We start from the raw sequence: 21,880 nt of genomic DNA on the forward strand, positions 1-21,880 counted from the left end.
TCGAGCGCGTGTCGGCAGTCAGCGGCGCAGGACCACGTACCCGTCGCGCTCGAAGACCTTCACGTACCCCTGCCCCTGCAGCTCGTTGACCTTGGCGAGCTGATCGTTGAGCGAGCCGAAGGGGAACTCCCAGCGGGACGTGTCGGCCACCACCCAGGGCGCGCCGCGCGGGGTGGGTGACCACAGCAGGACGGTGGCGCGCGAGGTCAGCGCCGGTCCGACCGCGTTGACGGCCTCGACGGTGACGCCCGAGGGCACCTTGCTCACCGCCTCGGCGGCGGCGGCCGCCTTGGGGTCGCCCTTGTAGAAGGCCGGATGGTAGAGCTGGTCGAAGGCGAACTTGGGGACCAGCGTGAGCGCGACCACGCAGACTCCCGCGGACCAGACCAGCTTCAGCGCGGTGTCGCCGGAGCGTTCGTACCACCGCAGCAGCCTGGCCAGCCCGTCCACGCCCGCGCAGAACAGGATCACCACGGTGAACGCGCTGTATTGGAAGTCGGCCTGCCACCACTGGACGCGGTCGGACAACAACCGTTCGAGCACGTGCGGCAGCGCCGCCAGCGACAGCGGCGAGAGCAGGCACAACATCAGCGTCGGCCACGCGAGCAAGAACAGCGTGTCGACCTTGGCCTCATCGCTGAAGGGCAGCAGCAGCGCGGCGAGCGGATCACGCATGATCCCCAGGGCCGCACCGGGAAGATCGCTCCCGAGGTGCCCGTAGGCCCAGAAGTCCCGGGCGTTGCCGCCGAAGACCGAGGTCACCAGGCCGCGCACGAGCAGCATGGCCCCGATGCCGAACACCGCGCACAGCGCGCCCCGCCATCGTTCGCCCATGACGATCAGGCACAGCCCGAAGCCGGCCACCATGAGCCCCATGTCCTCTTTGACGAGGAGAAGCCCCACCATCGCCAGGAACGCCGGCAGCATGCGCCCGGCGTGGTAGCGCTCGATCATGATCGCGGTGAGCAGGGGCACGAACATGACCTCGTGCACGTCGAACGCGACCGCCTGCGACACCGGCCATGACAGCGCGTACGCCGCGGAGACGAGATAAGCGGGCGCCACACCCAGCACGCGCCTGGTGTAGCGCCACAGGAACGGGATCGCGGCCGCGAACAGCACCGCCTGCGCCACGATCAGGGTCTCCGGCCCGTCGTGGATCCAGTAGAACGGCGCGAGCAGCGCGTAGACGGGGGAGAAGTGGTCGGCGAGCTGGAGATAGTCCATGCCGCGCCCGTGGAACATGCCGAGCACCGGGACGTGCGGAGGCCGGAAGGCGGCGTAGTTGCGCACCGTCTGGTCCATGATCACCAGGTCGAACGTGCTGGCCTTGAAGGACGCCAGCTTGACCAGCCCCAGCACGGCATAGGCCACCGCGGCGAGGAGCGCGATCGCGCCCACTCGCAGGCGGTGGCCGGAAAGCCGGATGGTCCTTGAGGCCGTGGCGGCGGCGGCCCCCGCGCGCGCCACGAGCGTGTCACCCGTCACGGGCGACAAGACTAGAACGAATCCACATGAATGTGGCCGCCTAGAAGCGCGGCCGCCGCGCCGACCTGCCCCCCACAGGCGGAGCGGCGACCGCGGGCCCCATGGTCAGGAGCAGGCCGCGGTGATCTTCTGCGCGAACCCGTTCATCTTGCCGGTGAACTCGGTGACGCCGTTCAGGTCGCCCTTCTCCATGGTCTCGAAGCCGGCGGCGAGGTCGTTCAGCGCGGCGGCGACGTCGCCGTCGTACTTGCCGGCGAGCTCCTTGGTCTTGTCCGCAGCCGTCTTGGAGGCGTCCCCGACGGCCTTGGTGTCGGTGGCGTTCTTGCTGACCTCCGAGCTCCAGTCGGTCATGATCTTGGTGGCCTCGTTGGCCGCGGTGTTGCAGTCAACGGCCTGGCCCAGAGCACCACAGCCCGTCATGGTCAGGACGGCAAGAGTCAGCGTCGTGGCCGCGACGGCCAGGCGACGGCGAGGGGGTGTCATTTCCAGTGCCCTTCGTAGGTTTAGCGAACGAAGGGAACATTATGGGCCCGCACTTAATCCCCACTTGCACCCCAGTAACACCATTGGTATCAAGCCGATGTAAAGCCATGGGGGAGGACCCGGACGATTTCCCCCGGTTCGGGCAGGGGGAGGCGGCGCGGTCCACGTGTTCCGTCAGTGGGCGAACCAGCGCTTCCGCGGATAACGCACGACGAGCCCGCCGTACTTCGACCTGCCGGTGACCACCACGTAGAGGGAGCCGGGGCGCGGGCGGCTCGGCACGGTGCTCTTCGGGTAGCCGTAGTCGCTGCGGAAGGCGTCCACGCTCGCCACCCCGCCCTCGGGCAGGATGATCTTCGCGGATCCGTAGGTGAGGTCCAGCTCGACGTCCACGACTGGATGGGCGATGACCGCCTCGGAGAAGTCGAGTTCGACGCTGCCGTACTTGGACGACACCCGAAGCCGCCGCGGGACCGCCCAGTCACCCGAGCGTTTGAGGTTGCCGTTCTTGGACTCCAGGTCGATCACGTCGTCGACCTGCGACTGCTCGTCCGGAAGATCGGTGATCAGGCCCAGTAGGTCGCCGTACGTCCGCGCGGTCAGGGCAACCTCGAGCCGGTCCTCGAGCTCCAGCTGGGTAAGACGGCCCTCGGTGAACGCCTGTTGCAAGCGGCGTGTCGTGCGCTCACGGTCGTCGTCGGAGACCCGCATCTGCAATTCCGACATGTCCTGAGCATAGATTCACCACGTTCAGAACGGGAGCATACGGCCGGAAGGGGTGCGCAGATCGAGGGGAGGCAGCCGGCGTGGAGGACGGGGACGGCGGATGACCTGGGCTCTCTTCACGTCGCATGACCTACCCAACGGAGTGCCATGAACTCATCATCGTTGGGTAGCGTGAACGCTGATGTCGGCCGAACCATTCTCACACCCAGCGCTCTTCTATCGGAGCGACCGGGAGTATGTGGCTGCGATCACGGCTTTCGTGCGGGAAGGGCTGGCGGCGGGCGAGCCGGTCGCGGTCGCCGTCCCCGGCGGGAATCTGGCCATGATCGAGGCCGAGCTGGGCCCCGACGCCAGTGCGGTGCAGCTGCTCGACATGACCGTGGCCGGACGCAATCCGGGGCGGATCATCCCGGCCGTGCTGCGTGACTTCGCCGACCGGCACCGCGACCGGCACGTGCGGATCATCGGCGAGCCGATCTGGCCGGGGCGCAGCGAGACGGAATATCCCGCCTGCGCCCAGCACGAGGCGCTGATCAACCTGTCGTTCGCGGGCCGTGACCTGACCATCCTGTGCCCGTACGACACCGTGCGCCTGGACCCGGAGGTCATCCGCGACGCCGCGCGCACCCATCCCGTGCTGCGGGACGTCTCGGGCGAGTGGCGCAGCGACGACTACGCCCCCGATCTGGTGGTCGAGGGGCACAACCGGCCGCTGGAGGAGCCGAAGGAGTGCCGGTCGCTGCGGTTCGACCGCACCAACCTGTCGGCCGCGCGTGCGCTGGCCGCGGGGCAGGCCGCCATGATGGGCTTCACCGGCGACCGGCTCGACGACATCCGGCTGGCCGCGGCCGAGCTGGGCGCCAATAGCCTCGACCACGGCGGCGGCGCCGGCACGATCAGGGTCTGGGCGGCGGAGGGCCGGCTGGTGTGCGAGGTCAGCGACGCTGGACACATCACCGACCCGCTGGCCGGGCGCAGGCCGGTCGATCCGCGCCACTCGGGCTCGCGCGGCCTGCTCATCGTCAACCTGCTCAGCGATCTCGTACGCGTGCACACCCGGGCCGGCGCGACCACCGTCCGCGCCTACTTCGACGCGCCTTAACGCTCGACCTCCGCCATGCTCGGATACCGGGTGCCGCGTACGGCGTCCGCGGGCACGGCCGCGGCGAGCTCGCCGAGCTGCTCCGGCGTCAGCGTGATGCCGGCCGCCGCCGCGTTCTCCTCCAGATACTTCGGCCGCTTGGTGCCCGGGATCGGCACAATGTCCTCGCCCTGGGCCAGCAGCCAGGCCAGCGAGAGCTGCGCCGCGGTGACGCCGACCGCCTCGGCGATCCTCGTCACCTCAGCCACGAGCTTGGCGTTGTGCTCGGCGTTCTCGCCCAGGTTGCGCGGCATGTGGCGCCGGAAGTCGTCCGCGGGCAGCTCTTCCGAGCGCGGCAGCGCGCCGGTCAGCAGGCCGCGGCTGATCGGCGAGTACGCCACCAGCGCCGTCCCCACCTCCCTGGCCGCGGGCAGGATCTCCGCCTCCAGACCCCTGGTGAACAGGGAGTATTCGCTCTGCAGCGCCGCGATCGGGTGGACGGAGGCCGCCTTGCGCAGCGTCTCGGCGCTCACCTCCGACAGGCCCAGGTGCCCCACCTTGCCCTGCCGCACCAGCTCCGCCATGGCGCCGACCGAGTCCTCAACCGGCACGTCGGGGTTGCGGCGATGCATGTAGTAGAGGTCGATGTGGTCCACGCCCAGCCGCCGCAGCGAGGCGTCGCAGGCGGCTCTGATGTACTCCGGGCTGTTCTCGATCGAACGGCTGTCGCCCTCGCGCTTGACACCGAACTTGGTGGCCAGCACCACCTCGTCCCGGCGGCCCTTGATCGCCCGGCCGACCAGCTCCTCGTTGGCTCCCCTGCCGTACATGTCGGCCGTGTCCAGGAAATTGATGCCCAAGTCCAGCGCGCGGTGGATGACGGCCATCGACTCCGCCTCGTCGGCCTGACCGTAGAACTCGGACATGCCCATGCAACCGAGGCCGAGCGCGGAGACCTGAGGACCGCCTGTTCCAAGCGTTCGGGTGTTCATACCAGCTCCTTGTAGAGGTCGATCTTGTAGTCCAGCACCTTCAGGTCCTGGGTGAGCTCGGCGATCCTGGTCCTCACGCGCTCCCGGTGGAGCTCCAGCATCTCCCTGCGCTCGTCGGCGGTGTGCGCGCCCATACGGCGCAACTCCGCGTACCGGCACATGTCGGCGATCGGCATGCCGGTGGTGCGCAGCTTGGTGAGGAACTCCAGCCACTGGAGGTCCTCCTCCGCGTAGTCGCGGTGGCCGCTGCCGTTGCGGCCGACGGAGTGGATGAGCCCGATACGCTCGTAATAGCGCAGCGTGTGAGCGCTCAGGCCCGACCGCTGCGCGGCCTCCTGGATCGTCATGTCTCCAGGGTCACCCTTCGAGCGCGCTCTAAGTCAAATCGGGGAGGCCCTCGGCACCTACCCTGAGGGGGCAGGCCCTACTCAGGGTCACGTCCGCACAGGTCAGCGAGCCCAGCCCAAGGGTGCCCCGACCTAAGTATTAGGGGATGCTTCAGGGCCGCTTCGGGCCGATCTCCGATACTCGGGAATGCCGTGTTCCACGAGCTTTGAGGCATGAAGGGATTGCTCGTCAGTGGATTCACGGCCATCGGCATCGGGACCGGCGCCATGCTCACCCTCCACGCGGAGGCCGGCCTCGACCCGTTGCACAGCGTCATCAGCGAGTACGCCTTCCAGGAGTCCGGCTGGCTCCTGCCCGCCTCGCTGACCCTGTTCGCCGTGGGCTCGGCGCTGATCGCGGAGGCGATGCGCCGCACGGGTGTGAACCGCTGGATCGTGGGCCTGCTGCTGGCCTGGGGCGCGAGCATGTTCCTGATCGGCGCGTTCCCCACCGACCCGCCAGGACTGCCGCTGTCCCTGTCGGGAGGCATTCACAGGTACGCCGCCTTCGCCGCCTTCCTGGTGATGCCCGTGGCCGGGCTGCTGCTGGTCAAGTCCAGGATCCGGTACGCCAAGGCGATGAAGGTCCTCTGCGCGCTGGCGCTCGGGGCGCTGGTGCTGGTCGTGATCCCGTACGTGGTGCGCATGTTCGGCATCCCGCTCACCAACGACGACATCCCGGCCGGGCTGACCCAGCGGGCCGTGGTCGTGACCGAGCTCGGCGTGCTGGCGCTGGCCGGGCTGTCGATGCTGCGGTATTCGCTCGTGGGACGGCCGGTCGTCCGCCAGGCGTGAAACCCGCCCCCGGGGAAGGGGGCTCCTATGACGATTTTGATTGCGTACGACGGCTCCGACGACGCCAAAGCGGCGATCGCCTTCGCGGGCCAGATCCTGAAGGGGGAGTCCGCTGTCGTGCTGACCGTGTGGGAGCGGCTGGCGACGACCTCGGCCAGGACGTCGGCCGGGCTCATGACGTCCATCGACGGTGACAACGCCGCGGACGAGGCGATCGGCGAGGCGATGCGTGAGCTGGCCCGACACGGCGCCGACCTGGCCCGGCAGGCCGGGCTGGACGCCGTCCCGCGGTGCGAGGCGGACTCGGTGGTGGTGTGGGCGACGATCGTGGACGTGGCGGACGAGATCGACGCCACGCTCATCGTGACCGGGACGCGAGGGTTGGGCGGGGTGCGCTCGCTGCTGCTCGGCAGCACGTCCGACCGCGTCCTGCACCACACACACCGGCCGGTCCTGGTGGTGCCCGCCCCGCGTACCGGCGACTGACCCCGTCCCGGCGTGTTCCAGCGCCGCGCGGCTTGCCGCGTGTCTCTCCGGCGCACACGGTCAGCCGCGTCTCGTTATCCCTCTTGTTCCGGCGTATTCGGCCAGCTGTAAGCGTCCCCGGTTCGGATCGTCGGTGGGATGCGGCAGAGTGGGTGCCTGCTCGATAGGCAGAGGAGGCGGGGACGTTGCCCGAGGAGCTGGCGCGGCGACTGGGCACCACGGACGCGGTGGTCGTGGGGTTGAGCGCGATGATCGGCGCGGGCGTGTTCGCCGCCTTCGCGCCTGCCGCCGCGGCCGCGGGCTCTTGGCTGCTCGTCTCGCTGGCGCTCGCCGCCGTCGTGGCCTACTGCAACGCCACCTCCTCCGCCCGTCTGGCCGCGCGTTATCCCGAGTCGGGCGGCACCTACGTCTACGGCCGGCGGCGGCTCGGCCCGCTGTGGGGTTACCTGGCGGGCTGGGGTTTCACCGTCGGCAAGACCGCCTCCTGCGCGGCGATGGCCCTCACCTTCGGCGCCTACGTCGCCCCCGATCTGGCCAGGCCTCTCGCCATCGGCGCCGTCGTGGCGCTGACCGCGCTCAACCTCTATGGCGTGCAGCGTTCGGCCGGGGTGGCCAGGGTGATCGTGGCCTTCGTGCTGGCTGTGCTGACAGCCGTGATCGTCGTGGGCCTGGTGGGTGACTCGAGGGTCACCTTCGGCTGGTTCGCCTACGTGCCGGAGCCCGGGCTCACGTTCATCCTCAACGACCTCGACAGCACGCGGGAAATGACGGCGGTCTATCGGTCGGGGTTCCCGCCGGACGGCTTCGACCTGTGGGGCGTGCTGCAGGGAGGCGGGCTGCTGTTCTTCGCGTTCGCCGGATACGCCAGGATCGCCACGCTCGGCGAGGAGGTCCGCGACCCGGCCCGCACCATTCCCAGGGCCGTCGGCATCGCACTGGCCATCACGCTCGTCGTCTACGCCCTGGTCGCGGTCGGCGCGCTACGGGTGCTCGGGCCCATGCTGCTGTCAGGGTCCGTGGCGCCGCTGTCCGACCTCGTCAAGGAGGGCGGGGCCGGGTGGCTGGCCCCCGTCGTGGGGGCGGGCGCCGCGGTGGCCGCGCTCGGCGCGCTGCTGGCGCTGCTGCTCGGCGTCTCCCGCACCATGCTGGCCATGGCACGCGAGCGGGACCTGCCGGGCGTCCTGGCCGCCGTGGACCCGGTGCGGCAGGTGCCGCGGCGGGCCGAGTTGGCGGTCGGGGTCGCGGTGATCGTGCTGCTGCTCGTGGCCGACCTGCGGGGGGCGATCGGGTTCTCATCGTTCGGCGTGCTCGTCTACTACGCCATCGCCAACGCGTGCGCCTTCACCCTGACCCGGGAGGAGGGCGCGCCGCCGAAGGCGGTGCCCGTCCTGGGATTAGGGTTGTGCTTGGTGCTGGCGGCCACCCTGCCGGCGGCGTCCGTGCTGGCAGGGCTGGCGGTGTTCGCGGTGGGCCTGGCAGTGTGGCTGGCCCGGCACCGCCGCCGCTGACACATTCGCTGGCCCAGCGCCCGCCCACGGTGCGCCGTGCCAGGAGCGGCCGGGGCGCGGACAGGTGGGTGAGCGCCATCGGAGCCGGGTTATCGGCTGGCTGGTGCGGCGTCGTGGCGGTTAGCATGGGGGCATGACGATCTCGCTGGTGATGATGGCCCCGTAGGGGGTTTCATCGGCGACGTCTTGTTGAGGCCCTGCGATCCGGGGCCTCACGTCGTGTCCGGGGCCCTTCGGGAGGCATCCGATGTACATCACGACGACCATCCCCTACGTCAACGCCCGCCCGCACCTTGGGCACGCCCTGGAACTCGTCCAGGGTGACGTGCTGGCCAGGCACCATCGGCGGCGCGGCGAACCCGTGCGCTTCCAGACCGGCACCGACGACAACTCGCTGAAGAACGTGCTGGCCGCGGAGGCGGAAGGCGTGCCGGTGCGAGAGTTGGTGGACAGGAACGCGGCCGCGTTCGAGGGGCTACGCGGTCCGCTGGACCTGTCCTTCGACTCCTTTATCAGGACAAGTAGTCATCCGGGGCACAGTGCCGGGGTTGAGCGGATCTGGAGAGCCGTTGAGCACGACCTCTACCAGCGGCACTACGAAGGGCTCTACTGCGTGGGCTGCGAGCAGTTCTACGCCGAAGGACCCTGCCCCGAGGGACACCGGGAGCCGCTGCAGCGGGTGTCGGAGGAGAACTGGTTCTTCCGGCTCTCCCGCTACCAGGACGCCCTGAGCGAGCTGATCCGCGGCGGGCGGCTCAGGATCGAGCCGCTCGCGCGGCGGAACGAAGTGCTGGCGTTCGTCGAGGCGGGACTGTCGGACATCAGCGTCTCGCGATCGGCGGCCCGCGCCCGCGGCTGGGGCATCCCCGTGCCGGGCGATCCGGCCCAGGTCGTCTACGTGTGGTGGGACGCGCTCGCCAACTACATCACCGCGCTGGACGGCGACGGCGACTACGAGCGGTGGTGGGTCGCCGAGCCGCGCAAGGTGCACCTGATGGGCAAGGGCGTGATCAGGTTCCACGCCGTGTACTGGCCCGCGATGTTGCTGTCCGCCGGCCTGCCGCTGCCCACGGAGATCTTCGTGCACGACTACCTGACGGTGGCCGGGCAGAAGATCAGCAAGTCGTCGGGTGGCGCGGTGGATCCCGTGGCGCTCGTGGACACGTACGGCGTGGACGCCGTGCGGTGGTGGCTGCTGCGCGAGGTGCCGCGCGTGGGCGACGCCGACTTCACCGAGGAACGCCTGATCGCCAGGGCCGACGAAGACCTGGCCAACGGGCTGGGAAACCTGGTCAGCCGGGTCGCCACCATGGTCTGCCGCTTCCTGGACGGCCACGTGCCCGACCCCGCTGAAGACCTGGCCGACGTGTCCGGCGCAGTGCACGAGGCGCTAGAGGACTACGACTTCCGGCGCGCGGCCGCGGCCGTGTGGACGATCGTCGAGGAGGCCAACCGGTACGTCGAGCGCACCCGGCCCTGGCAGCAGGACCGGGCCGGGCAGGAGGCATCGCTGGGCACGCTCGTGCACGCGTGCCGGGCGCTGGCCGTACACCTGGAGCCGTTCCTGCCCACGGCGGCGGCGCGGGTGGCCGCGGCGGTGAGCGGAGCGCGCCTGGCCCGGCCCAAGCCTCTTTACCCCAGAGTCGCCGGTTGACGGCGGTCGTGGGGAAGCCTAGGTTGGCGCCCACCGACCAGCCGGTATGGAGGCTTTCATGCCCACCGTCAACACCGTCCGCGGCCCGGTAGACGTCGACGACCTCGGCCAGACCCTGATGCACGAGCACATCTTCTTCATGGCCACCGAGCACCTGGACAACTACGGCAGGGGCGCCTGGTGGGACGAGGAACACCGGGTCGAGGACGCGATCACCAAGCTCAACGCCGTGGTGGCGAAGGGCGTGCGGACGCTCGTCGACCCGACGGTGTGGGGCCTCGGGAGGTACATTCCGCGCATCCAGCGCATCGCGGAGCAGGTGCCGGGGCTGCACATCATCGTCGCGACCGGCATCTACTCCTTCGAGGAGCTGCCGCACCAGTACGAGTTCCGCGGCCCCGGCCTGCTCATGGACATACCCGAGCCGATGGTCGACGACTTCGTCCGCGACCTCACCGACGGCATCGCCGACACCGGGGTGAAAGCGGCGTTCCTCAAATGCGTGGTCGAGGCGAAAGGCCTGACCCCGGGCGTCGAGCGCATAGCCCGGGCGGTCGCGCAGGCCCATGTCCGTACCGGCGCGCCGATCACCGTTCACACCAACTCCTTCACCCAGAGCGGGCTGATCGCGCTGGACCTGTTCGCCAAGGAAGGAGTGGACCTGACGAAGGTGGTCGTCGGGCACGCGGGCGACAGCAACGACCTCGACTACCTCATGCGGCTGGCCGACACCGGCGCGACGCTCGGGATGGACAGGTTCGGCCTGGACGTCTACAACCCGACCGCGCAGCGCGTGGCCACGATCGCGGCGTTGTGCGAGCGTGGGTACGCCGACCGCATGGTGCTCAGCCACGACGCCGCCTGCTTCATGGACTACTTCGGCGGCGCCTGGGACGAGGCCCACAGCGCGCTCGCGCCCAACTGGCGCTACGATCACATTCACGACGACGTCTTGGCCGCATTGCTGGACTCGGGTGTGACCGACGACCAGATTGAGCAGATGCTGGTGTTCAACCCGAAGCGCTACTTCTCGTAAAGTGGGTGGATCGGGAGAGCGACGCAGGTAGGTGGAGCTGGGTGACTTCGGAGCAGGCCTTGTCGATCAGCCTCGGACTCCAGGGACCCTGCGTCATCGCGCGACTGACGGGGGATTTCGACTTCGGCTCCGCGGCGGAGGTCCGTGACCGCGTCACCCAGGCCCTCGACCTGACCCAACCCCCGCTTCTCGTCATCGACATGCAGGCCGTCAGCGTGTGCGACTCCTCCGGGCTGTCCGTGCTGGTCTACCTGCACAAGGCCGTCACCGCCTCCGGCGGCCGGCTGCTGTTGTCCGGGCTCAACGGCCGGTGCAAGCACCTGTTCGCGATCACCGCGCTGGACAAGTTCTTCGACATCCGCAGCACAGCGGAGCTGGCCATCGCCGAACTCAACGAAGCCGGGAATTCGCCGCCGTTTACCGGGTAGTTCCCGGGCATGTCGGCCGAAGAGCCCGACCTGCTCGGCACGTACCTGGAGCAGATCGGAAAGACCCCCTTGCTCTCCGCCGCGGACGAAGTCGACCTCGCCCGGCGGATCGAGGCAGGCCTGTACGCGGGCCATCTGATCGAGCGCGGCGCCGGTACGCCGGAGCTCGAACTCGTTGCCCTCGACGGGCAACGCGCCAAGGACCTGCTGATCAGGTCCAACCTCCGGCTGGTGGTGGCCACCGCCAGGCGTTACGCCTTCCGGGGGCTGCCGCTGCTCGACGTCATCCAGGAGGGCAATCTCGGACTGATCAGGGCTGTGGAGAAGTTCGACTACCGGCGGGGATACAAGTTCTCCACGTACGGGATGTGGTGGATCCGCCAGGCCATCGAGCGCGGCATCCACGACAAGAGCCGTACCGTCCGCCTGCCGGTGCATGTGGCGGAGGAGCTGTCGCGACTGATCAGGGTCACCCGGCAGCTGGCCTCGGAGCTGGGCAGGGAGCCGACCGACGCAGAGCTCGCCGAGGCGGCCGAGCGCTCGCCGGAGCAGGTCGCCTCGTTACGTGTGCTCGGGCAGGAGGTGGTCAGCCTGGACATCCCGGTGGGCGAGAACGGGGAGGGCCGGATCGGGGACATGATCGCCGACGAGAACGGGCTGCAGGTGCAGGAGGCGACCGAGCGCCGCGCGATGAGCGACGACCTCCACCAGGTGGTCACCATGCTGCCGCCGCGCGAGGCGTTCGTCATCAGGCTCAGGTACGGCCTCAGCGGTCAGCAGGTCCAGACGTACACCGAGATCGGTGAGCAACTAGGCCTGACCAGGGAACGGATCCGCCAGCTGGAGAAGCAGGCGCTGAAACGGCTCAGGCAGGGAGGGCCGCTGCTGTCGTGGGCCTCATAACCCACGAACGTGTCCTCCAGGTACTCCCGCTGAGTGGGTGGCCAGGGGTCCGCCGACCCCCGGCCCAGCCCCTGGCTCACGCGGTGACGAGGAGCGCTACCCCGATCAGCACGGCGACCGGGACGAGCCACATCACGGCCTCGACAGCGAACTCCTTGTACATTGCGCAAGTCTCCTCTGGGACGCCCTCTCCGGGCACGGCCGACACGTCACTGGGCAGCATAGCCGCCGTCAAACGGTGACCGCGCCGTCGGAGGCGGAGCCGACCGTCGCGACGTACTTGGCCAGCACTCCCCGCTCCACCGGCCGTTCGGGCCGCCGCCAGGCGGCCCGGCGCTCGGCCAGCTCCGCCTCGGGCACCAGCAGGTCGATCGTCCCGGCCGCGCTGTCGACGACCACCGTGTCCCCGTCCCGCACCAGCGCGATCGGCCCGCCGTGGTACGCCTCCGGCGTCACGTGCCCGATCACCAGACCGTGCGAGACGCCGCTGAAACGCCCGTCCGTGACCAGCGCCACGGATGAGCCGAGGCCCCGGCCGACGAGCGGGCCCGTGACCGAGAGCATCTCGCGCATGCCGGGGCCGCCCGCCGGGCCCTCGTACCGGACGACGATCACGTCACCCGCGACGATCCGGCCCTCCTGGATGGCGTCGTAACAGGCGTCCTCGGAGTCGAACACCCTGGCCGGGCCCTCGTGCCGGAAGTCGCTCTTGCCGCCCAGCTTGAGCACGCAGCCGTCGGGCGCCAGCGTGCCGCGCAGGATGGCCAGCGCGCCGCGCTGCTTGAACGGCCGCTCCACGCTCGCCACCACCTCCTGCCCCGGCGTCTCGTGGGCCGCCCCGGCGACGTCGACGAGCCTGCGGCCGTCCACCAGCGTGACGTTCTCGCGCAGCAACCCGGCCGCCAGGAGTCGGCGGGCCACCAGCGAGGTGCCCCCGGCCCGCCACAGGTCGAGTGCCGTGTGGTCGCCGCCGCTCGGCTTGAGACCCGTGATGATCGGGGTCTCGCGGCAGACCTCGCCGATCCTGTCGATCTCCAGCGGCAGCCCGGCCTCGCGGGCGATGGCCAGCAGGTGCAGCACGGCGTTGGTCGAACCGCCCATGGCCGCCACCGACACGATCGCGTTGTGCAGGGCGTCCTCGGTGAGGACGCGGGACGGGCGGGCGTCGCGGGCCAGCGCGTCCATGGCGATCTCGCCGACCCGGTACGCCGCGGCGTTCTTCTCCGAGGCCACGGCCGGGATGTCGCCCACGCCGAACGGCGCCAGGCCCAGGAAGTCGGCGACGCTGCCCATGGTGTTGGCGGTGTATTGAGCGGCGCAGGTGCCCGCGCCCGGGCAGGCGTGCTTGGCCAGGTCGTCCAGCTCGGACTGGTCCAGACGGCCGACGGCACGCTCGCCGAGCGCCTCCCACATGTCCTGGATCGTCACATCCCGGCCGCGCCACCGGCCCGGCATCATGCTGCCGCTGTAGAGGATCACGGACGGCACGTCCAGCCGGGCCAGCGCCATGATCGCCGCGGGGACGGTCTTGTCACAGCCCACGATCGCGACGATGGCGTCGAAATCGTGCGCCCGGCCCATCAGCTCGATCGAGTCCGCGATGACCTCGCGGCTGATCAGCGACGTACGCATGCCGGGCGTGTGCATGGTCAGGTTGTCGGAGACCGCGATGGTGTTGAACTCCATCGGCATGCCGCCCGCCGCCCGCACCCCCTCGGCCACGTGGGCGGCCAGCTCGCGGTGGGTGAGGTTGCAGGGCATGGTGCCGGTCCAGGTGGAGGCGATGCCGACCACAGGGCGGCGCATCTCCTCCTCCGACATGCCCATGGCATAGAGGTGGGAGCGGGCCGGTGCGCGGTCGGGATCGTCGGCGATGGTGTTTCTCGTTGTCACACGTCCATGATTCCTCACTGTTCCCGTATGCCCCATGGTGAGCCGTACGTCACCAGCAGGTCCAGGAACGGGCGTGGCTCGAACGCCTCGGGCCCCAGCACGCCCGCGCCCTTCCAGACCCCGCTCGCCATCAGCTCCAGCGCGATCACCGGGTTGACGGCGGTCTGCCAGACCACGGCCTGGGAGCCGTACTCGCGCATCGACCACTGGTTGTCCACGACGTGGTACAGATACACCTCGCGCGGCCGGCCGTCCTTGAGTCCCTTCACCCAGGTGCCGGCGCAGGTCTTGCCGTGCATGCGGTCGCCGAGCCCGGCCGGGTCGGGCAGCACCGCCGCCACCATGTCGCGCGGCGCCACCCTGGCCGTGCCTTGATCGGTCCTGACGGGGACCGGCTCGGTGCTGTCCACGCCGAGCGCATGCAGGGTCTTGAGGGTGCCGATGAACTCCTCACCGAGGCCGTACTTGAAGGTGACCCGGCGCGCCGAAATCCACCTGGGGACGAGCAGCACCTCCTCGTGCTCGACGTTCACGCACTCGACCGGGCCGATGCCTTCGGGGAAGTCGAAGACCTCCGGCTCGCTGAACGGCTCGGTCGTGTACCAGCCGCGATCCTTTTCATAGATGACCGGCGGGTTCAGGCACTCTTCGATCGTGGTCCAGATGGAGAACGAGGGGGCGAACTCATAGCCGTCGACAGTGAGGTTGGCGCCGTCCCTGATGCCGATCTCCTCGATCTCGTCGAACAGTTCGTCGGCGGCGTACCGGGCGAACACGTCGGCGAGCCCCGGCTCCACGCCCATGCCGACCAGCGCCAGCCTGCCTTTCCCCGCCCACTCCTCTTCTCTGGCGAACTGCTCGTCGCCCAGCTTGACGCCGACCTCCTCGTACGGGCGCTCGGGGTGCGGCCTCGACATCGACATGGCCATGTCGAGGTAGTCGGCATCGGCGGCCAGCGCCGCCTCGAACAGCGGCAACACGAAACGCGGGTCGGTGGCGTTGAGCAGCACGTCGCACTCGTGCTCGTTGAGCAGCGCGGCGACGGCGGCGGAGTCGGCGGCGTCGATCCTGACGGGAGTGAACCTGGTCGCCTGCTCGCCCAGCGCGGCGACGGCCGCCTTGGCGCGGGGGAGGTCGTAGTCGGCGACCACCATGTGGTCGAAGAACGGGCGGCGGGCGGCGATCCGCGTGATGGCGGTTCCCACCCCGCCTGCTCCCATGAGAAGGATACGCATGACAATAAATCCCCTTTTATCCGCTTTTGGGGGGTGTGTCCTTTCATCCAACTCGACTACGCTCATCAACGTCAATGGCGTTGGCATAAGGAGGGGCTTCGATGCCGAAACGGGTGGTCCCCGAGGCGAGCCGGCGCCGCCGCCGCCCCACCAAACAAGGCCAGGTCCTCACCCACCAGCTCATCGTCGAGACCGCGCTGCGCATGCTGCGCGAGCACGGCGCGGACGGCCTGACCGCCCGCCGTCTCGGACTCGCCCTGGGCGCTGACGCCAGCACCGTCTACCGCTACTTCCGTGGCATGGACGACCTCATCCTGGCCATCGCCGACGAGCTCTTCGCCCAGGCCATGGCCGGCTGGCGCTCCACCGGTGACTGGCGTTCCGACCTGCGCGACCTCGGGCTCCGCATCCACCACGCCTACCTGGCCCACCCGCAGGCCGCCGTCCTGACCGCCAGCCGCGTCACGGGCCGCCCGAACGAGGTGGCGGCCGACGAGACGATCCTCGGCGTCCTCCGCGGCGCCGGCTTCCCGGACGCCGACGCCGTACGCATCTACCACGCCTTCATCGACCAGAGCCTGGCCTTCTCCATCCTCGACGCCGCCACCCTGGCCCTGCCCGCGGCCGCGCGGGAGGCCGACGAGGAGGTGTGGCGGGACACCTACGCCCGCCTGCCCGCCGCCACCCACCCCAACATCGCCGCCACGGCGCCGCTGCTGGTGGCCCGCATGAACGACAGCGCCTACCCGGCGGCACTCGACATGCTTCTGTCCAGCGCGGCGGCCCAGCTCAGCAGATGATGCGGAACCGTACGGTCAAAGGCGGCGGCGGCTCTGGGCGATGCGTTTGGCGAGTCCGGCCAGGGAGTCGTCGGCCATGAGGGCGGGAAGGCGCGGCGCGTCCTCGTCGATCTGACGCAGCACCGCCGGCTGATCGCCCGAGAAGCGGCTCCAGGCGCGCACCACCTCCGGCATGGCCGCAATGGCCTCGTCGGACAGGATGGCCTCCCGAGGCAGCCACGACGTCAGGAACTGCGACACCCGGCTCGGGCTCCACCACAGCGGCCGGTCCCCCATGAACTCGACCAGCTTCTCGAACGCCTCCCGCGCCCCCGGCAGCTCGGGCAGGTCGTCGAACCGAGAGGCGGTGTCATCGCCCGCCCCACGGACGACGCCCGGCACCGTGCGGGCTCTGGCGATCGCGAGCGGCCGGACCTCGGTCAGCGTGACGGCGACCGCCGCACCCATGATCCGGTCGCCCAGTTCGATCGCGTCCAGGATCCGACCCCCGACCACCCCGGGATCGGCTGCGTCCAGGCCCAGGTCGTCGAGGAACTTCGGCTCCTCGACGACGGCGTCGACCGCCAGCCCGCCGTTGGGCTGGTCGATCCCGACGACCAGGATGTGCGGCTCCTTGCCGTTCTCGTAGCGGAAGGACAGGACGGCCAGGGTCTGCTCACCGTACGGGTCGGCCTTGCCGTACCAAGCGCCCTCGCACGTCACCCTGCCCATCCGGCTCACCCACGGCGACAGCGTGTCCACCAGGCCTTCCGCGGCCCGCGCGTACACCCCCGACTCATCGGCCTCGGCGGACGCGGCCGCACCGCCGGGTGAAGGGCTCGGATTGACGGCCGCCAGCGCCACAAGCGTGAGCCGTGCCTCCGCCCCGCCGTCCTCCGCCAGCTCCCGCAGGAACGCGGCCACCTGGTCCTGCTCCAGGCTCGCGGTGAGCCGCGCCGCCCATAGCTCCGTCCGCAGCGGAGAATGCCACCTGAGCAGGTCGTGGGCCTGGGTGATCGCCGTGGTAAACGCTGATGTGCTCACCATCCGACCGTATCTCTCCAGCACGCGCCAAGGCGGCGGAGACGTTTCGACTGATTTCGGCGCCGACAAAGCCGATGTAGATCGTGACGCCAGGCGATCAGGCCACCGATGAGCCGGCCGCCTGGGCGTTGTCGCCCAGGCGGCCGCTTGCTGAGTTCAGCGCCCGTCGTCGCCGGTGAGACCCGCCTTGCGGAGGGCTTCGGCCATGGCGCCCGTCGGGGCCGGGCGGTCCTGGCGGCGCTGACCGCCGCGCTGCCCGTCGCCCCGTCCCCGCTGGCCGTCGCCGCGCCCGCGCTGCCCGCCGTCGCCGTTGCCACGCTGGCCTGCCTCGCCCCGGCCGTCGCGCTGTCCGTCGCGTTGTCCGTCTCCGCGCGGCCCCTGGCCGCGGCCGCCCTGGCCTCGAGCACGCTGGGTTCCGTCACCACGGCCGCCGTCGCCGCCGCGAGCGCCCTCGCCACGGCCGCCGCCGTCATCACGTCCGCCGTCGTCGCTCCGGCTGCCGTCACGGCCGCCGCCGTCTCCGCGGCCGCCGCCCTGGCGGCCGGTCGACCGCCGGGGGCCGTCGCCCGGCCCCTGGGCCGTGGTCTCGTCCTCCAGGCGCAGGGTCAGCGAGATGCGCTTGCGGGGGATGTCCACGTCCAGCACCTTGACGCGGACGATGTCACCCGGCTTCACCACGTCTCGCGGGTCCTTGACGTAGGTGCGGGACATGGCCGACACGTGGACCAGACCGTCCTGGTGCACGCCGACGTCCACGAACGCCCCGAACGCCGCCACGTTGGTGACCACGCCCTCCAGGATCATGCCGGACGTCAGGTCGGAGATCTTCTCGATCCCCTCCTTGAACGTGGCGGTCTTGAAGGCGGGACGCGGGTCGCGGCCCGGCTTTTCCAGCTCGCGCAGGATGTCGGAGACCGTCGGCAGGCCGAACGTCTCGTCGGTGAAGTCCTGCGGCTTGATCGACCGCAGGGCCACCGTGTTGCCGATCAGCGACTTGAGGTCGCTCTGGACCGAGGTGAGGATGCGGCGGACCACCGGGTAGGCCTCCGGGTGCACGCTGGAGACGTCGAGCGGGTCGTCGCCGCCCCGGATGCGCAGGAAGCCCGCGCACTGTTCGAACGCCTTGGGACCGAGCCGCGGCACCTCCTTCAGCGCCGACCGCGTGCGGAACGGGCCGTTGGCGTCGCGGTGGCGCACGATGCTCTCGGCCAGCGTGGACCCGATGCCCGACACCCGCGTGAGCAGCGGCGCCGATGCGGTGTTGACGTCGACGCCGACGGCGTTGACGCAGTCCTCGACCACCGCGTCCAGCGAACGCGACAGCTTGGTCTCGGCGAGATCGTGCTGGTATTGGCCGACGCCGATCGACTTGGGGTCGATCTTGACCAGCTCGGCCAGCGGGTCCTGCAGGCGGCGCGCGATGGAGACCGCGCCACGCAGCGACACGTCGAGCTCGGGCAGCTCCTGCGAGGCGTACGGCGAGGCCGAGTAGACCGAGGCGCCGGCCTCCGACACCACGATCTTCGTGACCGACGGCATGAGCTGGACCAGCTCACCGGCCAGTTTGTCCGTCTCGCGCGAGGCCGTGCCGTTGCCGATGGCGATCAGCTCGACCCCGTGCCGCTGAGCGAGCGCGCCCAGTACGGCGAGCGACTGGTCCCACTGCCGCTTGGGCTCGTGCGGATAGATGGTCGCGGTCTCGACGACCTTGCCGGTGGCGTCGACCACGGCCACCTTCACCCCGGTGCGCAGGCCCGGGTCCAGCCCCATGGTCGGGCGGCTGCCGGCCGGCGCGGCCAGCAGCAGGTCGCGCAGGTTGGCCGCGAACACTCGCACGGCCTCGTCCTCGGCCACCTGCCACAGCCGCATCCGCAGGTCGATGCCCAGATGCACGAGAATGCGGGTGCGCCAGGCCCACCGCACGGTCTCGGTCAGCCACTTGTCGGCCGGCCGGCCCTGGTCGGCGATGTCGAACCTGGAGGCGACGCGCAGCTCGTAGTCGGGGCTGTCGTCCGGCTCCAGCGCGACGGACAGCACCTCCTCCTTCTCGCCCCGGAACATCGCCAGAATCCGGTGCGAGGGCAGCTTGGTGAACGGCTCGCCGAAGTCGAAGTAGTCGGAGAACTTGGCCCCCGCCTCCTCCTTGCCTTCGCGCACCTTCGACACCAGCTGCCCGCGGCTCCACAGCTGCTCGCGCAGCTCGCCGATGAGGTCGGCGTCCTCGGCGAACCGCTCGATCAGGATCGCCCTGGCACCCTCCAGCGCCGCGCCCGCGTCGGCCACACCCTCGGTCACGAAGCCCTCGGCGACGGCCAGCGGGCTCAGCCCCGGGTCGGCCAGCAGCTGATCGGCCAGCGGCTCCAGCCCCAGCTCGCGGGCGATCTGCGCCTTGGTGCGCCGCTTGGGCTTGTAAGGCAGGTAGATGTCCTCGAGCCTGGCCTTGGTCTCGGCCGCCATGATCTGCTCGCGCAGCTGGTCGTCGAGCTTGCCCTGGGACTCGATCGACTCCAGGATCGCCGCGCGGCGCTCCTCCAGCTCACGCAGGTAACGCAGCCGCTCCTCCAGCGTGCGCAGCTGCGCGTCGTCGAGAGTGCCGGTGGCCTCTTTGCGGTATCGCGCGATGAACGGCACGGTCGCGCCGCCGTCGAGCAACTCGACGGCCGCCTGCACCTGCCCGTCGCGTACGCCGAGCTCTGCCGCGATCCGCTGGTGTATAGAGAGCACTTGCCTGCCTTTCGATGGTCCCGCCGGTCAATTGTGCAGGACTGCGAAGGGAGCGGAGCTCCCGAGCTAATAAAGTACGCCGTCCTTCATGACCAGAGTGCGTGGAGGGTGAACGACCACGGCCTCCGCCGCGCTCGCGCACGGCACCACGACCAGGTCGGCCCGGTCGCCGGCGGACAGCCCGTAGCCCTCCAGCCCCAGCACGCGGGCGCCGCCGTGCGTGGCGGCCTCCAGCGCGAGCTCGATGTCCGCGTCCCTGCGGAAGGTGCTGCGGTAGGCGACGTGCATCGCCCGCTCCAGCATGTCGCCACTGCCGTAGGGACCCCATAGGTCCCTGATGCCGTCGTGCCCGCAGGCCACGGTGACGCCTGCGGCCCGCAGCTTCTTCACCGGCGGCACAGGGAAGCTGTAGACGGCAGCGGTCGCCAGCGCCACACCCGCCTCGGCGAAGCCCTGGATCAGCCGGTCCTGGTAGGCGTCGTCGAGCTGGCCGAGCGCGTAAGCGTGGCTGACCGTCACCCGGCCGCCCAGCCCCAGCGCCTTGGTGCGCTCGATGATCAGCTCCAGCTCCCACCCGCCCAGGGAGCCGCCGTCGTGCAGGTGGATGTCCACGTGGGCGCCGTAACGCTCGGCCAGGCCGAAGATCACGTCGAGATGGCGCACGGGGTCGCGGTCGATGCCCGCGGGATCGAGCCCGCCGACCGCCTCGACACCGCTCTTCAGTGCCTCTTCGAGCAGCTCCGCCGTGCCCGGGTTGGTGAGCAGGCCGTGCTGCGGGAAGGCGACCTGACGCACCTCGAGGGGGGAGCGGGCGGCGGCCTCGCGCACGGCCTCCACACCGCGCAGCCCGACCAGCGGATCGATGTCGGTGTGCGTGCGCACGTGGGTGGTGCCGGCCGCGCTCATGCGCTCCAGCAGTGCGCCGATCCGCTCCACGCTCGGGACGCCGAGCTCGGCCCGCCTCCCCAAGTCGTTGCCGATGCGGCCGGCGAGCGTGTCGTCGGCCGAATGCGGCACCCACGGCCCGCCGTAGAGGGTCTTGTCGAGGTGGCAGTGCGCCTCGACCAGGCCGGGCAGCACCAGCTGCCCCGCGATGTCCACGACCAGGGCGTCGTCCGGCGTGTCGATGCCCTGGCCGACGTGGTGGATCAGGCCGTCGCGGACGAGGATGTCGGCGGTGGCCCCGAGCCCCCAGGGGAGCCCGCCGCGCAGCAGCACGTCGGTCATGCCCAGCACCCTAATCCGCCGGGCCGACGATTTCCCGTCTCGGCCGTGACTACTCTCGGTCAGTCGGGGCGGCTGGCGAAAAGCTCAAGATGGTGACAGTGACGGCAGCGATAGGCATCGATCTCCCACCTCGGCTGGCCCGTCAGTTTGACCCCGCCGAAGATCCCATACGTGGGTGTGCCCTCGAGCCACCTGGCGGATCGGGGAATCTGGTCCGAGTCCAAGATGAACCCGACCTCCAGTCCCCCCTCGCCGCAGTGCGTGCAGTGTAAGTCGGACATCCCCAGAGGGTAGTGGTCAGATCTCTTCCAGGTGGGACACGTTGGCGATGTCGGCTGAGTCCGTGCTGGGCCGTCCCTCCAGCCAGGCGTCGAGGATCTCGTCGAGCACCACGTCGGAGGTGAGCCGCAGGCTGAGCGCCAGCACGTTGGCGTCGTTCCACTTGCGGGCCCCGTCGGCGGTGTAGGCGTCGACGCACAGCGCGGCCCGCACGCCGGGCACCTTGTTCGCCGCGATCGACGCGCCCGTCCCGGTCCAGCAGCACACGACCGCCTGGTCGGCCCGCCCCTCGCTCACGTCCCTGGCGGCCAGCTCCGAGGCCCACGCCCAGTCGTCGCGCTCCTCGTCGTTGAGCGCGCCGTGTGTCACCACCTCGTGCCCGCGCTTGCGCAGCTCCGTCACGACCCGCTCGGCCACGCCGTCCTTGCTGTCGGCGGCCACCGAAATCCGCATGACACCAGCGTGCCACGGCACGGGGAGACTCGTAGCGGGTGCGGGAATCGAACCCGCCTTGCGCGACCTATGAAATCGCCGGGCACACCAGCGCCCCCACCCGCCTCGATGAGCGACGGGCGGGGTCCTGGAGATCAGGACACGCCCGTGCGGTGCCGCCTGCGCATTCGCCCGGTGTTCATGGCCTCGATCTTGCCGGTGGCCACCGCGCCGGCGCAACGGATTTACCCGCGCCCACACGTGCCGCACTGGCGGATTGAGGTGCCATGTGGTTGGTTGA

At 70.2% G+C, this 21,880-nt stretch carries 21 protein-coding genes and 1 tRNA gene; 9 read left to right on the forward strand and 13 right to left on the reverse strand.

Annotated features, from left to right (window positions below; genetic code table 11):
• Positions 1 to 18: 18 nt before the first annotated feature.
• The 3 genes from OHA25_RS22385 to OHA25_RS22395 form a co-directional block, all read right to left on the reverse strand.
• On the reverse strand, positions 19 to 1,488 hold the full coding sequence (locus OHA25_RS22385; RefSeq protein WP_327589444.1) for a DUF2079 domain-containing protein: 1,470 nt from the start codon (positions 1,486 to 1,488) through the stop codon (positions 19 to 21).
• A gap of 105 nt (positions 1,489 to 1,593) precedes the next feature.
• The gene (locus tag OHA25_RS22390) at positions 1,594 to 1,971 is read right to left on the reverse strand and encodes a hypothetical protein (protein ID WP_327589445.1); all 378 of its coding nucleotides are present in this window, start codon (positions 1,969 to 1,971) and stop codon (positions 1,594 to 1,596) included.
• 174 nt (positions 1,972 to 2,145) lie between these two features.
• Positions 2,146 to 2,697 (reverse strand): DUF1707 SHOCT-like domain-containing protein, encoded by a 552-nt coding sequence (locus OHA25_RS22395; RefSeq protein ID WP_327589446.1) that lies wholly within the window; start codon positions 2,695 to 2,697, stop codon positions 2,146 to 2,148.
• A gap of 181 nt (positions 2,698 to 2,878) precedes the next feature.
• Here OHA25_RS22395 and OHA25_RS22400 point away from each other — a divergent pair, with 181 nt between their 5' ends.
• Entirely contained in the window at positions 2,879 to 3,799 is a 921-nt protein-coding gene (locus OHA25_RS22400) for an anti-sigma factor RsbA family regulatory protein (protein ID WP_327589447.1), read from the forward strand.
• On the opposite strand, the gene OHA25_RS22405 is transcribed toward OHA25_RS22400, so the two are convergent.
• Together OHA25_RS22405 and OHA25_RS22410 are read right to left on the reverse strand one after the other, a co-directional pair.
• Positions 3,796 to 4,770, reverse strand: a complete 975-nt coding sequence (locus OHA25_RS22405) for an aldo/keto reductase (RefSeq protein WP_327589448.1) — start codon at positions 4,768 to 4,770, stop codon at positions 3,796 to 3,798. The two genes, OHA25_RS22400 and OHA25_RS22405, sit on opposite strands and share 4 nt — an antisense overlap.
• Positions 4,767 to 5,117: a MerR family transcriptional regulator gene (locus OHA25_RS22410; protein WP_327589449.1), complete on the reverse strand. Its 351-nt coding sequence runs from the start codon at positions 5,115 to 5,117 to the stop codon at positions 4,767 to 4,769. The genes OHA25_RS22405 and OHA25_RS22410 overlap by 4 nt, the downstream gene beginning before the upstream one ends.
• A gap of 213 nt (positions 5,118 to 5,330) precedes the next feature.
• Here OHA25_RS22410 and OHA25_RS22415 point away from each other — a divergent pair, with 213 nt between their 5' ends.
• From OHA25_RS22415 to OHA25_RS22445, 7 genes are all read left to right on the forward strand, one after another.
• A complete protein-coding gene (locus OHA25_RS22415) occupies positions 5,331 to 5,951 on the forward strand; it encodes a DUF998 domain-containing protein (RefSeq protein ID WP_327589450.1) in 621 nt (206 codons plus the stop codon).
• Between the two features lie 27 nt (positions 5,952 to 5,978).
• Positions 5,979 to 6,437: a universal stress protein gene (locus tag OHA25_RS22420; RefSeq protein WP_305916395.1), complete on the forward strand. Its 459-nt coding sequence runs from the start codon at positions 5,979 to 5,981 to the stop codon at positions 6,435 to 6,437.
• 185 nt (positions 6,438 to 6,622) lie between these two features.
• Positions 6,623 to 7,945, forward strand: coding sequence for an APC family permease (locus OHA25_RS22425; protein ID WP_327589451.1), 1,323 nt, complete (start codon positions 6,623 to 6,625; stop codon positions 7,943 to 7,945).
• A gap of 247 nt (positions 7,946 to 8,192) precedes the next feature.
• A complete protein-coding gene (locus OHA25_RS22430; protein WP_327589452.1) occupies positions 8,193 to 9,599 on the forward strand; it encodes a methionine--tRNA ligase in 1,407 nt (468 codons plus the stop codon).
• Between the two features lie 58 nt (positions 9,600 to 9,657).
• Positions 9,658 to 10,635, forward strand: coding sequence for a phosphotriesterase family protein (locus OHA25_RS22435; RefSeq protein ID WP_327589453.1), 978 nt, complete (start codon positions 9,658 to 9,660; stop codon positions 10,633 to 10,635).
• A gap of 41 nt (positions 10,636 to 10,676) precedes the next feature.
• Positions 10,677 to 11,063, forward strand: a complete 387-nt coding sequence (locus OHA25_RS22440) for an STAS domain-containing protein (RefSeq protein ID WP_305916391.1) — start codon at positions 10,677 to 10,679, stop codon at positions 11,061 to 11,063.
• A gap of 9 nt (positions 11,064 to 11,072) precedes the next feature.
• Complete coding sequence (locus tag OHA25_RS22445; RefSeq protein WP_327589454.1) at positions 11,073 to 11,966, forward strand: sigma-70 family RNA polymerase sigma factor; 894 nt, start codon at positions 11,073 to 11,075, stop codon at positions 11,964 to 11,966.
• Positions 11,967 to 12,042: 76 nt separating this feature from the next.
• On the opposite strand, the gene OHA25_RS22450 is transcribed toward OHA25_RS22445, so the two are convergent.
• Genes OHA25_RS22450 through OHA25_RS22460 form a run of 3 tightly spaced genes read right to left on the reverse strand, consistent with a single transcriptional unit; the run spans position 12,043 to position 15,094 of the window.
• The gene (locus OHA25_RS22450) at positions 12,043 to 12,189 is read right to left on the reverse strand and encodes a hypothetical protein (protein WP_327589455.1); all 147 of its coding nucleotides are present in this window, start codon (positions 12,187 to 12,189) and stop codon (positions 12,043 to 12,045) included.
• Positions 12,190 to 12,197: 8 nt separating this feature from the next.
• Positions 12,198 to 13,859, reverse strand: a complete 1,662-nt coding sequence (gene ilvD, locus OHA25_RS22455) for a dihydroxy-acid dehydratase (RefSeq protein WP_327589456.1) — start codon at positions 13,857 to 13,859, stop codon at positions 12,198 to 12,200.
• Positions 13,860 to 13,873: 14 nt separating this feature from the next.
• Positions 13,874 to 15,094, reverse strand: coding sequence for a saccharopine dehydrogenase family protein (locus OHA25_RS22460; RefSeq protein WP_327589457.1), 1,221 nt, complete (start codon positions 15,092 to 15,094; stop codon positions 13,874 to 13,876).
• 101 nt (positions 15,095 to 15,195) lie between these two features.
• Here OHA25_RS22460 and OHA25_RS22465 point away from each other — a divergent pair, with 101 nt between their 5' ends.
• Complete coding sequence (locus tag OHA25_RS22465) at positions 15,196 to 15,894, forward strand: TetR/AcrR family transcriptional regulator (protein ID WP_305916387.1); 699 nt, start codon at positions 15,196 to 15,198, stop codon at positions 15,892 to 15,894.
• Positions 15,895 to 15,909: 15 nt separating this feature from the next.
• Here the strand turns inward: OHA25_RS22465 and OHA25_RS22470 are convergent, their stop codons facing one another.
• The 5 genes from OHA25_RS22470 to OHA25_RS22490 form a co-directional block, all read right to left on the reverse strand.
• Complete coding sequence (locus tag OHA25_RS22470; RefSeq protein WP_327589458.1) at positions 15,910 to 16,917, reverse strand: hypothetical protein; 1,008 nt, start codon at positions 16,915 to 16,917, stop codon at positions 15,910 to 15,912.
• 156 nt (positions 16,918 to 17,073) lie between these two features.
• Complete coding sequence (locus OHA25_RS22475; protein WP_327589459.1) at positions 17,074 to 19,641, reverse strand: Tex family protein; 2,568 nt, start codon at positions 19,639 to 19,641, stop codon at positions 17,074 to 17,076.
• Between the two features lie 66 nt (positions 19,642 to 19,707).
• Entirely contained in the window at positions 19,708 to 20,868 is a 1,161-nt protein-coding gene (locus OHA25_RS22480) for an amidohydrolase (protein ID WP_327589460.1), read from the reverse strand.
• A gap of 297 nt (positions 20,869 to 21,165) precedes the next feature.
• Positions 21,166 to 21,600: an RpiB/LacA/LacB family sugar-phosphate isomerase gene (locus OHA25_RS22485; protein ID WP_327589461.1), complete on the reverse strand. Its 435-nt coding sequence runs from the start codon at positions 21,598 to 21,600 to the stop codon at positions 21,166 to 21,168.
• 32 nt (positions 21,601 to 21,632) lie between these two features.
• A tRNA-Met gene (locus tag OHA25_RS22490) sits at positions 21,633 to 21,705 on the reverse strand.
• Positions 21,706 to 21,880 lie beyond the last annotated feature (175 nt).

The sequence above is a fragment of the Nonomuraea sp. NBC_00507 genome, from assembly GCF_036013525.1.
Classification (GTDB): Bacteria; Actinomycetota; Actinomycetes; order Streptosporangiales; family Streptosporangiaceae; genus Nonomuraea.